The 12,564-nt window shown below is 60.8% G+C and carries 13 protein-coding genes; 6 read left to right on the forward strand and 7 right to left on the reverse strand.

Translation table 11 applies throughout. From position 1 onward, the window contains the following. Positions 1 to 69 precede the first annotated feature (69 nt). The 3 genes from acs (at position 70) to NKF25_RS19000 (ending at position 3,687) form a co-directional block, all read left to right on the forward strand. On the forward strand, positions 70 to 2,040 hold the full coding sequence (acs, locus tag NKF25_RS18990) for an acetate--CoA ligase (RefSeq protein ID WP_253228210.1): 1,971 nt from the start codon (positions 70 to 72) through the stop codon (positions 2,038 to 2,040). A 192-nt stretch (positions 2,041 to 2,232) separates the two neighbouring features. Next, positions 2,233 to 2,850, forward strand: a complete 618-nt coding sequence (locus tag NKF25_RS18995) for an acetate uptake transporter (protein WP_253228211.1) — start codon at positions 2,233 to 2,235, stop codon at positions 2,848 to 2,850. Positions 2,851 to 3,069: 219 nt separating this feature from the next. Next, positions 3,070 to 3,687, forward strand: coding sequence for an acetate uptake transporter (locus NKF25_RS19000; protein WP_253228212.1), 618 nt, complete (start codon positions 3,070 to 3,072; stop codon positions 3,685 to 3,687). A 20-nt stretch (positions 3,688 to 3,707) separates the two neighbouring features. On the opposite strand, the gene NKF25_RS19005 is transcribed toward NKF25_RS19000, so the two are convergent. From NKF25_RS19005 to NKF25_RS19035, 7 genes are all read right to left on the reverse strand, one after another. Next, positions 3,708 to 4,109 (reverse strand): universal stress protein, encoded by a 402-nt coding sequence (locus tag NKF25_RS19005; protein ID WP_253228213.1) that lies wholly within the window; start codon positions 4,107 to 4,109, stop codon positions 3,708 to 3,710. 24 nt (positions 4,110 to 4,133) lie between these two features. After that, a complete protein-coding gene (locus tag NKF25_RS19010) occupies positions 4,134 to 4,400 on the reverse strand; it encodes a cox cluster protein (RefSeq protein WP_253228214.1) in 267 nt (88 codons plus the stop codon). Between the two features lie 222 nt (positions 4,401 to 4,622). Continuing rightward, positions 4,623 to 6,401: a cbb3-type cytochrome c oxidase subunit I gene (locus tag NKF25_RS19015; protein WP_253228215.1), complete on the reverse strand. Its 1,779-nt coding sequence runs from the start codon at positions 6,399 to 6,401 to the stop codon at positions 4,623 to 4,625. A gap of 33 nt (positions 6,402 to 6,434) precedes the next feature. Further along, on the reverse strand, positions 6,435 to 6,662 hold the full coding sequence (locus NKF25_RS19020; RefSeq protein WP_066143369.1) for a DUF6684 family protein: 228 nt from the start codon (positions 6,660 to 6,662) through the stop codon (positions 6,435 to 6,437). 66 nt (positions 6,663 to 6,728) lie between these two features. Then, positions 6,729 to 7,094 carry a hypothetical protein gene (locus tag NKF25_RS19025; protein WP_253228216.1) on the reverse strand — a complete coding sequence of 122 codons (366 nt, stop codon included), beginning with the start codon at positions 7,092 to 7,094 and terminating at the stop codon, positions 6,729 to 6,731. Positions 7,095 to 7,168: 74 nt separating this feature from the next. After that, positions 7,169 to 8,470: an MFS transporter gene (locus NKF25_RS19030; RefSeq protein ID WP_253228217.1), complete on the reverse strand. Its 1,302-nt coding sequence runs from the start codon at positions 8,468 to 8,470 to the stop codon at positions 7,169 to 7,171. Positions 8,471 to 8,546: 76 nt separating this feature from the next. Further along, complete coding sequence (locus tag NKF25_RS19035; RefSeq protein ID WP_253228218.1) at positions 8,547 to 8,900, reverse strand: hypothetical protein; 354 nt, start codon at positions 8,898 to 8,900, stop codon at positions 8,547 to 8,549. Between the two features lie 304 nt (positions 8,901 to 9,204). Here NKF25_RS19035 and NKF25_RS19040 point away from each other — a divergent pair, with 304 nt between their 5' ends. The 3 genes from NKF25_RS19040 to dnaK all read left to right on the forward strand — a co-directional run bounded on the left by NKF25_RS19040 (position 9,205) and on the right by dnaK (position 12,526). Then, the gene (locus tag NKF25_RS19040) at positions 9,205 to 9,561 is read left to right on the forward strand and encodes a hypothetical protein (RefSeq protein ID WP_066143380.1); all 357 of its coding nucleotides are present in this window, start codon (positions 9,205 to 9,207) and stop codon (positions 9,559 to 9,561) included. Between the two features lie 26 nt (positions 9,562 to 9,587). After that, positions 9,588 to 10,262, forward strand: a complete 675-nt coding sequence (locus NKF25_RS19045) for a nucleotide exchange factor GrpE (RefSeq protein ID WP_253228219.1) — start codon at positions 9,588 to 9,590, stop codon at positions 10,260 to 10,262. A 323-nt stretch (positions 10,263 to 10,585) separates the two neighbouring features. Continuing rightward, positions 10,586 to 12,526, forward strand: coding sequence for a molecular chaperone DnaK (dnaK, locus tag NKF25_RS19050; protein WP_253228220.1), 1,941 nt, complete (start codon positions 10,586 to 10,588; stop codon positions 12,524 to 12,526). The last annotated feature ends 38 nt before the right edge of the window (positions 12,527 to 12,564 follow it).

The raw sequence follows: 12,564 nt of genomic DNA on the forward strand, positions 1-12,564 counted from the left end.
TCTTCCCGAAATGGTCGGCGAACGTAGCATATCTTTATACCACTCCTTAAAGCATGCTAGCATGGGCATATGTCAGACGATACCGTGGAACTCGAAGCGCGGCTCGAAGAGGCAGAATCGTTCGAGCCACCGGAATCATTTGTTGAACAGGCAAACGTCTCGGACCCCGAGATTTACGACGAGTTCGAGGAGAACTGGCCGGGGGCGTGGGAGCGTGCGGCCGACTTGCTCGATTGGTACGAGGACTACGACACCGTTCTCGACGAGAGCGACGCTCCATTTTATAAGTGGTTCACCGGCGGGTCGCTGAACGCCTCCTACAACTGTCTCGACCGACACCTCGACGAGCGGGGAGACGAGACGGCGATCGAATGGATCGGAGAACTGGGTGAGACACGAACCTACACGTACGAGGACCTCCACCGTGAGGTGAACGAGTTCGCGGCGGCACTTCGTGAGGTCGGCGTCGGCGAGGACGACGTCGTCACGATGTACATGCCGATGATTCCCGAACTCCCCATCGCCATGCTGGCCTGTGCGCGAATCGGCGCACCACACAGCGTCGTCTTCGCGGGCTTCTCGGCCGACGCGCTCGCCACGCGGATGAAGAGCGCGGCTTCGGAGCACCTCATCACCTGTGACGGCTACTACCGCCGTGGGGACCCGCTCCACCACAAGGAGAAGGCCGACAAGGGTCTCTCGCAGGTCGGTCACGACGTGGATACGATCGTCGTGGACCGACTCGGCGACGAGTACGACCACCCGATGAAAGAGGAGGAGTACGACTACGACGACCTCGTGGACGAACAGGAAGGTGCGGAGGTCGAACCCGTCCAGCGTGACGCCGAGGACATGCTGTTCCTGATGTACACCTCCGGGACGACCGGCGAGCCGAAAGGTGTCAAACACACTACGGCGGGTTACCTCTCGTACGTATCGTGGACCTCGCACGCCGTCCTCGACATCAAACCCGAGGACACCTACTGGTGTGCGGCGGACATCGGGTGGATCACCGGTCACTCCTACATCGTGTACGGGCCGCTCTCGCTCGGGACGACAAGCGTGATGTACGAAGGAACGCCGGACTACCCGGAGAAGGACCGCCTCTGGGAAATCGTCGAGGACTACGGTGTGGACATCTACTACACCGCGCCGACGGCGATTCGGTCGTACATGAAGTGGGGAAGCGAGTACCCCGAACAGCACGACCTCTCCAGCCTTCGACTGCTCGGAACGGTGGGCGAACCCATCAACCCACGCGCGTGGAAGTGGTACTACAAGCACATCGGCCACGAAGACTGCCCCATCGTTGACACGTGGTGGCAGACCGAGACGGGCGGGATGATGATAACGACGCTCCCCGCCCTCGGAACGATGAAACCCGGCAGTGCCGGACCGCCGCTACCGGGCATCGACGCGCAGATCGTGGACACGAAAGGGGAGACGATCCAAGCGGGACGGGCGGGCTATCTCACGGTCCAGAAACCGTGGCCGGGAATGCTCCGCACCGTCTACAAGAACGACGACCGCTACATCAGCGAGTACTGGCGGGAGTACTCCGACCCCGACGCCGACGAGTGGGTGTACTTCCCCGAGGACGGCGCGAAACTGGACGAGGACGGTTACATCACCGTTCTCGGGCGCGTCGACGACGTCATCAACGTCTCCGGACACCGTCTCGGAACGATGGAGATCGAGAGCGCCATCGTCGGCGTGAAGGGCGTGGCGGAGGCGGCCGTCGTCGGTGGCCACCACGACCTGAAAGGCGAAGCGGTGTACGCCTACGTCATCACCGAGGAGGGCTACGACGGTGACGATGAACTCTACGACCGCATCGTCGAAGGCGTTGAAGACGGCATCGGACCGATCGCACGGCCCGAGGAGATCATCTTCACGCCCGAACTGCCGAAGACGCGGTCGGGCAAGATCATGCGGCGCTTGCTGGAGGACATCGCTAACGAGGACGAACTCGGAGACACCTCCACGCTCCGGAACCCGGACGTCGTGGAGGACATCCAGGGCAAGGTCCAAGACAGTTAAACGGCGTCGTAGTCGCGGCAAATTTCTCGATTGTTTTCCGGTCGTGTACTCCTTCTTAAACAAACATTATATATGAATTGCGGATAACAACTAAAGGAGTGGTGCTAACGAATGTCATTCGCACATCAGACAACGACACAGAGAACCGGTAGGAAACATCACGGCGATAACGGGTTCGGAGGTGGCAGATAGATGCCCGCAGACACGAAGACTGGCAATCCGGCTCCGCTCGGGCTCGTCGGCTTCGGACTGACCACCGTCCTGTTGAGCATGATAAACGCAAAACTGCTTCCTCCGGACGGTGAAGTGGTGGTCATCCCGATGGCGTTGGCGTTCGGTGGGACGATCCAACTGTTCGCCGGGCTGTTGGAGTATCGGGAAGGAAATACGTTCGGCACCGTTGCCTTCACCAGTTACGGGGCGTTCTGGTGGTGGTGGGGACTGCTCGTCATCTTCAGTGGGAACGGCTGGATCAGTTTGGATGGTGCAACTAGCACGATCGGCATGGCGCTCATCATGTGGGGCGTCTTCACGACGTACATGTGGTTCGCCACGTTCAAGCTCAACTGGGCGCTCTGGAGCGTGTTCCTCCTGTTAGCGGTCACGTTCTTCCTGCTCGGCTTCGGCGATTACCTCGGTATCGGCGCGCTCGTCACCGCTGGTGGCTGGGTCGGCCTCATCACGGGGCTCGACGCGATGTTCGTCAGTTTCGCCGAAGTGGCCAACTGGGCGTACGACCGGGAAGTCATCCCGTTGGGAGGTGCCCCGCTCAAATCGAAGTCGGGACGAAAGACCCAACCGGCGGACTGACGACCGCAACGGGTTCAGCGATTCGGAGATTTTTTGGTTGTAATTGGTCGGTACAGATGCTGAGTCATCCGCATTTTCGCACTTAACAATCAGACAACAGTTATACTCACGGACATGGTGTGAATCCGTGTAGCATGTCACAAATTGGCATCGAATGGTGGGGAGGAGTACGGTATCGCGGAGACGGTTTTCACGGACGAAGCAAAGAGGTGAGAACCGATGCCCGCTGATACCGAGTTCGGCAACCCGGCACCGCTCGGACTCGTCGGCTTCGGACTGACGACGGTGTTGTTGAGCCTCGTCAACGCTGGGATTTTCGGCAGTAGCTTGGAGATGGCAGTCATTCCGATGGCAATCGCCTACGGCGGGACGATTCAGCTATTCGCAGGCTTGTTGGAGTACCGAAATGGGAACACGTTCGGGACCGTCGCGTTCACTAGTTACGGCGCGTTCTGGTGGTGGTTCGCGCTTCTGGTCCTCTTCGAATCCAACGGCCTCATCGATACGGTGAGTCCGGGTGCGCTCGGGATGGCCCTCATCATGTGGGGCATCTTCACGGCCTACATGTGGATCGGGACGTTCAAACTCAACTGGGCGCTCTGGAGCGTGTTCCTCCTGCTGGCGGTCACGTTCTTCCTGCTCGGCTTCGGCAACCTGCTCGGTATCGACGCGCTCGTCACCGCTGGTGGCTGGGTCGGCATCGTCACCGGTCTCGACGCGATGTACGTCAGTTTCGCGGAAGTCACCAACTGGTGTTTCGACAGGGAAGTCGTTCCGCTCGGCGGCGTCCCGTACGGCGGACCGGCGACCGAACCGCAAACGGGAACCGCAGACTAACGGTTCCGGCCGCAACACGCCTACTCGGCGTGTTTAGCCCCTGCGACGAGTACCGGTCGGTCGGCGTTGAGGATGACCGATTGTGACACACTGCCGAACAACGCCTTCCCGGCGGGCGAGCGCCGCCGACCACCGACGCAGACGCAATCGACGTCCCGTTCCTCGGCGACGTCGAGGATTACGTCGGCCGGGTCCCCGCTCGATTCGACGATGTCCGTTTCGATGCCAGCGTCGTCGAGTACCTCCATCGCCCGTCGGATACCTCCGACTTGCAATGCGGAGCCACCGTTCGGATTGTCGGTGAAACAGTAGAGCAGCGTCGCCTGTACTTCGGACGATGCCTCGGGAAGGTCCACAACGGCGTTTACCTGCGCCATCGCGCGCGATTCGGTTTCGTCCACTGCCAGAAGGACGTGATACATGGTAGCATGTCGAATGGCGTGAACTTAGTCCTTCGGCTGAGCGTCGTCGTATCGCTCCGCGACGAAGATAACGAGCGAGAGCAGGATACCGAGGAAGAGACCGATCGTTACGATGCCATAGATGGCGAGTTCGACCGGCGTCGGTTTCAACTCGATGACGCCGAACAGGTGGACGGGGCGCATACCGTCCGGACCGAACGCGCCGAGGAGGACTCCCACGACTCCCGCAAACGTGACGATGAGGACGTACAAGCTGACGACGAGCGAGCGACCTTGCAGTCGAGATGACACGTATTACCCTTTCGGCAGGCCAAGGATTAGCCTTTTCATCCAGACGTGCTTAGTGGGTGTATGTCCGAAAAAGAACTGCTCTTGCTCGTCCTCGCCGGCATTGCTGCACTGATGTTCGTAATGGGTATCGTGCTCGCTGCGACGTAACGAGCATCGGTTCGACGATTAAAAAAGCGGGTTTATTCTACAGCGGACTATTCGTTCGAGGTTCTATTACGGAAGTTATTCTTCCGCAGCGGGCGTTCCTTCGTCCTCACCGCCGTCGGTGAGTGCCGTTTCGCGCTTCTTCGCGAACCACGTCCACTCCTTCGAGAGCATTCCGTCCTCGCCGAGGTTCCACGGGTCGTCGGGAGCGACTGGGCCGTCGAGCCAGGACTGTGCGAGGTTCCAGACGAAGAGGAGCTGGCCGATACCGAGGATGAACGCACCGATGGTGGTGATCTGGTGCCACGTGGTGAACTGCGGGAGGTAGGTCGCATACCGGCGCGGCATCCCACCGTAGCCGAGGAACAACATGGCGAAGAACGTCACGTTGGTACCGATCATCGTCAGCCAGAAGTGCCAGTGAGCGAGCGTCTTGTTGTACATCTTGCCGGAGATGACCGGGAACCAGTAGTAGATACCAGCGAAAACGGCCGTACCGATGGCACCCATCACGATGTAGTGGAAGTGACCCACGACGTAGTAGGTGTCAGTGAGCACGAGGTCCACGGGAATCGCGGCGAGGAAGACGCCGGTGACGCCGCCGATGATGAAGTTGGAGACGAAGCCGATACAGAACAGCATCGGCGCGGTCAGGCGAAGCCGCCCGTTCCACATCGTCGTGATCCAGTTGAACGTCTTGACGGCGCTCGGAATCGCGATGGCCATCGAGACGGCCATGAAACTCGCACGGAGGCGCGGGTCCATCCCGGTCGAGAACATGTGGTGGGCCCAAACGCCGAACGAGAGCACACCGATAGCCAACGTCGAGTAGACGACGAACTTGAACCCGAACAGCTTCCGTCCCGAGAACTTCGGGAGAATGAGGCTGATGAGTCCCATCGGCGGTAGGATGAGGATGTACACTTCGGGGTGGCCGAAGAACCAGAAGAGGTTCTGCCACAGCATCGCGCCACCACCGTCGGCCGCGAAGAAGGTGGTGCCGAAGTTACGGTCGAGCAGCATCATGATGATGGCGCTGCCCAGGAGGGGGAACGCGAACAGGATGAGACCCGACTGGGTGAGGATGGTCCACGAGAAGATGTCGAGTTCCGGCCATCCGATGTCGTCACCACGCTCGGTGAAGATGGTAGCGATCATGTTGATCGCACCGAGCGTCGTGGCGATACCGGAGAGGTGCAGTCCGAGGAGCATCATGTCCACGGCGGGGCTCGCCTGTGCCTGACAGGTTGCGCCGGCCGCCACGGCCGATTGCCCACAGGACGCCAGCGGCGTGTACATCGTCCAACTCGTCTGTGACGGTTGGATACCGCCGAACATGAACAACGGGAATCCGATCCAGATGAGGATCGCCCCGGGCGGCAACAACCAGAACGCGACGGCGTTGAGACGCGGGAACGCGACGTCGTCCGCGCCGATGAGCAAGGGCATGAAATAGTTCGCGAACGCCGCGATGATGGGCGTCCCGAACAGGAAGAGCATGGTAATACCGTGCGTCGTCATCAGGCTGTTGTACATGTTCGCACTGAGAAAGTCACCGCTCGGCGTGAACAGTTCTATCCGCATGAGAAGCACGGAAATGCCACCCCACGCGAACGAGAGAAGACCGAACGTCCCGTACAACAGACCGATGTCCTTGTGGTCTACTGTCGTGATCCAACGAATGATTCCAGCAGGCTTCTCGTGAGTCTGCGTGTTCGATTCTGCGTATCCGTAGCCACCACTGCTGCCAACGGGTGCGTACGACCGCCAGTCCTCGAAACGAGCGAGGAACGAAGCGACCGCGAGCAAAAGTACCCCCATGACAACGGTGAGAGCCAGCTGCGCAGTAGCTGCCATGCGAGAGGGTGAGAACTGCAAGGTAAAGAAAGGTTATGTTCCAGTTGCGACCTCGATTTTCTGGGCTGCAATATACGTCAACGCGGCGAGGGCGATGAACGGGAGGACGAGGAGTGCGATGCTAATCATGCCGCCGAGCCCGCTGTTGCTCCACGCGTTGAAGCCAACGAAAGCGACGAAGAAACAGACGATTATCCCCAGGGGAATGATGTTGACCATCAAGTTGAGGAGGGTTTCTTTGCTGAAGACGCTTTGTGCCATGGTACGTAAACGTAGCAAGCACGAGCTAAAATAGGTTAGTGGTTCGTTGCCGACCGTCCGACCGTCTCAGATGGGGTCCGGTTGCCAAAGCGCGCCAGCAACGCCGCCGAGGAGGAGGATGACCCCTCCGATGAGGATTGCCGTGCCACGAAGTTGGATCGAACCCACCGTCGTCAACCAAATCGCGCCGCCCACGACGAGCGACACGCCCGATGCGGCGATGAGTGCTTTCCACGGGTTGTTGATGTACTCCGATTCGCGGAGGATGCCGACGATGCTACCGACGAAGATCAGCATCCCGCCGACAGCGACGGGAAACAGGATGTTCGCCATCACGATACCCGCCTCGAACATTGCGAGACCGAACGCGACGAACAGCGGCCACGGACTGGATTTTCGGTACTGGTCGGAAAGCCCCGGTTGCTCGTCCATACTGACGCTTCGGGCTTCAGTGGTTTCATCGTTACGTCTTTCCAGTCGACGCACGGGAGTCGTAGCTCGAACGTTCAATCCCCACCGACCGCATCGACGTGCTCGCCGGGCGCGGGGTCGGTGCTGTAGAGCATGGCGAAAACGAACGACGAAACGATGATGAAACCCGACGCCGCCCAGAACGCGACGAACACGCCCGTGGCGTCCCAAATAGCGCCGATGAACACGGGACCGCCGACCTGTCCGACCTTCCACGCGATAGAGCGCAGGGAGAGGCTCGACGCCACCGCCTCGAACTGCTCACCCTCTTCGACGAACAGGGCCATACTCGCCGGGAGTCGGAGGCTATCACCGATTCCCAACACGGCGTAGGCGGCAAAGAGGACGAAGAACGCGCCCGGTATCACCATCGACCCCCCGAACGCGGAGACCGTCACGCCGGGGATGTAATCGTCGGCGAGGTCGGCGAACGGGATGAGCGCCGTCCCGAGCGCGTACACGAGCGCCCCCGCGAGAATGAATCTCTCTTTCTTCCCGACCCGGTCGGTCCAGTCGCCGACTTTTCCCTGCGTAAGCGACTTCGTCAACTTCCCACCGGCCATGATACCACCGACAACGAAGGGATTGATACCGAACTCCGTGTGTGCGTAGATGGGGAGGAAGGTGATGACGGCCATCTTCCCGACGCTGAACGAGAGGCGGAAGAAGACGAGCGCCTTGATGGCCGAGCGACCGAGCAGGGTCTCGAACGTTTCACGGCTACTCGACTCATCCGGGTCCTTCCGTCCGCCGGGGTTGTCCCGAAGGAACAGGAAAATGGCCAGAAACGCGCCGATGGTGATGACGCTGAGTGCGGCGTACGTCGCTTCGAACCCGTACAGGTACAACAGCAATCCGCCGAAGATGTCCCCGAACAGGCTGGAGAACGCGCCGACCTGATTGTACGTCCCGATCCACAACCCGCGGGAGTCGTCGTCGCTGATCTCGCCGATGACGGTCGTTCCGGTGAGCCAGAGGATGCTCGCGGCGAACCCCTGCACGACGCGCATCAAAATGACGCCCGTCACCGAATCCACGAAGCTGAATCCGATGAACACGAGGACGTTGACGAAGAGACCGAACAGCAGGATCCGCTTGGAGTTTCGCGTGTCGATGTAGCGGCCGAGCGGGAGGACGATGAGCAGTTGGACGACGGCGAACGCCGTCCCGAACAGACCCTCGACGGTGCTCGACGTGTGGAACATGCCCGCGTACAACGACAGCGCGATGAGGATCGTCGAATACGCTTGGCTCCTGGCGAACGCGGTGCCCGCCAAGGCGATGAACTCGCGGTTCCGAAAGAGGCTGGTCGACCCGCCGCTCGTCTCCTCAGTCACGGTTACGAATCGAAATAGTGGGCGAAGTATAAGAACTTCCGGCTACGGTCGGTGATTTGCCGAAAGAGGAAGGGGATTACTCTTCGAGCGCGTCGGCGATGCGCTGAAGTTGTCGCGTCGCGTCCCGAACCTCGTCGCGTAGCTGACGAACTTCGCGGACGAGGTCCTCATCACCGCCGCCGCGCTCGCGCTGGCCGCCCATGCCGCCAGCGCCCGGACCGCCGCCCATCATGCCGCCCATCATCTGTGCGAACGGATTACCGCCCATTCCACCGGGACCACCGCCGCCCATGGCCTCCTTCAATCGTTCGTCGCGGTCTTCATCGCCCTCTTGTGCGCGTTTCTCTCGGATTTCCTCGACCCGCTCCTGGAACGTCTTCTCTTGTTCGTCACCGTTGTCGCCGTTTTCGTTGGATTCCTCGTCTGCCATGCATACCCGTTCTTTCGCACAACCGAAAAGGGTTGTGACCCGTGGAAAACGAGACGATCCGCGGGGTCTCGTCCACCTTACATCGTCACAAAACTGACGACGCCGTTGAACGGTTGCTTATCCCCCCGAACCGGTCGTTACCGACGAACGACGTGTGACGAAAGGCTCACATCTCGAACGACACGCTGGAGCGGTCGGGGACGACGACCACTACCGCGGAACTGCGCTCACGTTACGGCGGGTGAACGATGGAAACGGTTGGCAGGGTTGAGATTCACCGGGGACGATACTGGAAGGGAGTTCGATGCCACGGGGAACAGTCGCTTCGGTGCTCGCGAGCGTGCCCGAGCGTCGCAACCGACTCGTTCTCTATGCCCTCTCCCGACACGCGGAGACGGCCCCGGTCGAACTGGAAGTCCTCGTGCGGGAGGTCGCGGCGTGGGAACGAAACCAATCCACCGAGTCGGTCTCCGACGAGGCGTTCGAAACGGTGCTCGAAGACCTCACACAGACCCGGCTACCGACGCTTTCCTCCCGTGGACTGGCCGATTTCGACCCGTTGAGTGGATTGGTCGGACGTCCCACCTACTCGATGTCCGCAACCACGCTCGTCGATTGTCTCGCCCGTACCGAGTTGGGCGCACCGTTTCTGAAGCCTTAAACGCGAGGAAGGACTTACGAACGTATATGACCGAGGAGCAAGCCGCCCAAACGGTAGACGAAGAGCCAACCGAAGGGGAATCCCCGGCCGAAGGGAACGTCGAGACGGACGAAAATACGATGGACGAAGAAACGCCGGACGAGGACGTTCTCGGCCCGGAAGACACGAGCCTCATCGCGCGGGTTGCCATCGCGGACGAAGGCCTCGCCGCGGACGTCGAGGATCGACTCGCGGCTATCGAGTCGGAACGGCAGGAACTGGACGACGAAGTGGACGACCTCGAAGCGAAACTGCGGCGCAATCGTGCCGACTTCCAGAACTACAAGAAGCGCGCGAAAAAGCGGCAGAAACAGCTCGAAAAGCGTGCGACTGAGGACCTCATCGACCGACTCATCGACGTGCGCGATAACCTCCAGCGCGCGGTCGAAGCGGAGCACGACGATGTCGAGAGCCTGCGTGAGGGCGTCGAACTTACCCTGCGCGAACTCGACCGCGTGTTCGAGGACGAGAACGTCGCACGGATTCACCCCGAAGAGGGCGACGACGTGGACCCACAGCGCCACGAAGTGATGCTCCGCGTCGAGAGCGACCACCCCGAGGACACCATCGCCGACGTGTACCAACCGGGCTACGAGATGGGGGACAAAGTGCTGCAAGCCGCGCAAGTGACGGTGAGCGACGGAAACGGCGACGAAGAGTAACGTTCTTTCTCCATCTATCGCCATCGGAAGGGGACACGCTCGGGTGCCGCGTGGCCGATCCTCGCAGCAATCTGCCCGGTACGGATTTTCCACCTCTTCGTGGTTACCTCCTTGCACCTCAGTCGTCTTCTGGTGGACGACCGCCCCCGTTCGAGTGTCGCGTCGTCCGGAAACGGGGGATAGAATATCGGTTCGATAAAAAGCTCCCGAAGCGCGAAGACGGCGAAAACAAAAACCGCATGACTGCGGAGGGGTGGGATTCAGCGTATCCTCGTGACATCTAGTAACCTTTAACCGGCGCAAACGGGTAGGTTGCCCCAACAATGACGAGCAACAAGATACTGGGCATCGACCTCGGTACCACGAACAGCGCGTTCGCGGTCATGGAAGGTGGCGACCCGGAGATCATCGTCAACGGCGAAGGTAACCGGACCACGCCGTCCATCGTCGCGTTCTCCGACGACGGTGAGCGTCTGGTCGGGAAACCAGCCAAAAATCAGGCTGTTCAGAACCCCGAAAAGACGATTCAGTCCATCAAGCGACACATGGGCGACGAGGATTACACCGTCGAGATCGAGGGAGAGGAGTACACGCCGGAGCAGATCTCGGCGATGATCCTCCAGAAGATCAAACGCGACGCCGAGGAGTACCTCGGCGACGACGTGGAGAAGGCGGTCATCACCGTCCCCGCGTACTTCAACGACAAACAGCGACAGGCGACGAAGAACGCCGGAGAGATCGCCGGGTTCGACGTGGACCGCATCGTCAACGAACCGACGGCCGCGTCGATGGCGTACGGACTGGACGACGAATCCGACCAGACCGTCCTCGTCTACGACCTCGGTGGCGGGACGTTCGACGTTTCCATCCTCGACCTCGGCGGCGGCGTCTACGAAGTCATCGCCACGAACGGGGACAACGACCTCGGTGGTGACGACTGGGACCAGGCCATCATCGACTACCTCGCCGACGACTTCGAATCGGAGCACGGCATCGACCTCCGCGACGACCGGCAGGCGCTCCAGCGCCTGAAGGACGCTGCCGAGGAAGCGAAGATCGAACTCTCCTCGCGGAAGGAGACGGACATCAACCTCCCGTTCATCACGGCGACCGACAACGGTCCGGTCCACCTCGAAAACAGCCTGACGCGGGCCAAGTTCGAGTCCCTGACGAAGGACCTCATCGACCGCACGGTCGAACCGACCGAACAGGCGCTGTCGGACGCGGGCTACTCGAAATCCGACATCGACGAGGTCATCCTCGTCGGCGGGTCGACCCGCATGCCGCAGGTTTCGGAGAAGGTCGAGGAACTCACGGACCAGGAACCGAAGAAGAACGTCAACCCCGACGAAGCCGTCGCGCTCGGCGCGGCGATTCAGGGCGGCGTCCTCTCCGGCGACGTGGACGACATCGTGTTGCTCGACGTGACGCCGCTCTCGCTCGGTATCGAGGTGAAGGGTGGCCTGTTCGAGCGTCTCATCGACAAGAACACGACCATTCCGACCGAGGAGTCGAAGGTGTTCACCACCGCGGCGGCCAACCAGACCTCGGTGCAGGTCCGTGTCTTCCAGGGTGAGCGCGAAATCGCCAACGAGAACGAACAACTCGGCGAGTTCCACCTCGCGGGAATCCCGCCCGCACCCGCCGGAACGCCGCAGATCGAGGTGACGTTCGACATCGACAAGAACGGAATCGTCAACGTCTCCGCGGAGGATCACGGCTCGGGTAACAGCGAGGAGATCACCATCGAGGGTGGCGCTGGCCTCTCCGACGAGGAAGTCGAGCGCATGCAGGAGGAAGCAGAACAACACGCGGAGGAGGACGAGGAACGCCGCGAACTCATCGAAGCGCGGAACGCCGCCGAAGGTGCCGTTCAGCGCGCCGAGACGCTCCTCGAAGAGAACGAGGAGAACGTGGACGACGACCTCGAATCCGAGATCCGGGACGAGATCGAGGACGTCCAGGAGGTCCTCGAAGACGAGGACGCGACGAAGGACGACCTCGAAGACGCGACCGAGAACCTGAGCAAGTCGCTGCAGGAGATCGGCAAGCAGATGTACGAACAACAGGAGCAAGCCCAACAGGCCGGTGCCGCAGGCCCCGGCGGAATGGGCGGCGGCATGGGTGGCATGGGCGGCGGCCCGAACCCCGGTGCCGACGGCGGTGCTGACGAGGCGGACGACGAGTACGTCGATGCCGACTTCGAGGACGTGGACGATTCTGACGATGACGACTCGTCAGAATCGTCTGCCAGCCAGACGTAGTCTGGCGACGTTCACGACGACGAAGACGAAGAGTCGTC

It is taken from the genome of Haladaptatus sp. AB643 (genome assembly GCF_024136975.1).
Classification (GTDB): domain Archaea; phylum Halobacteriota; class Halobacteria; order Halobacteriales; family Haladaptataceae; genus Haladaptatus.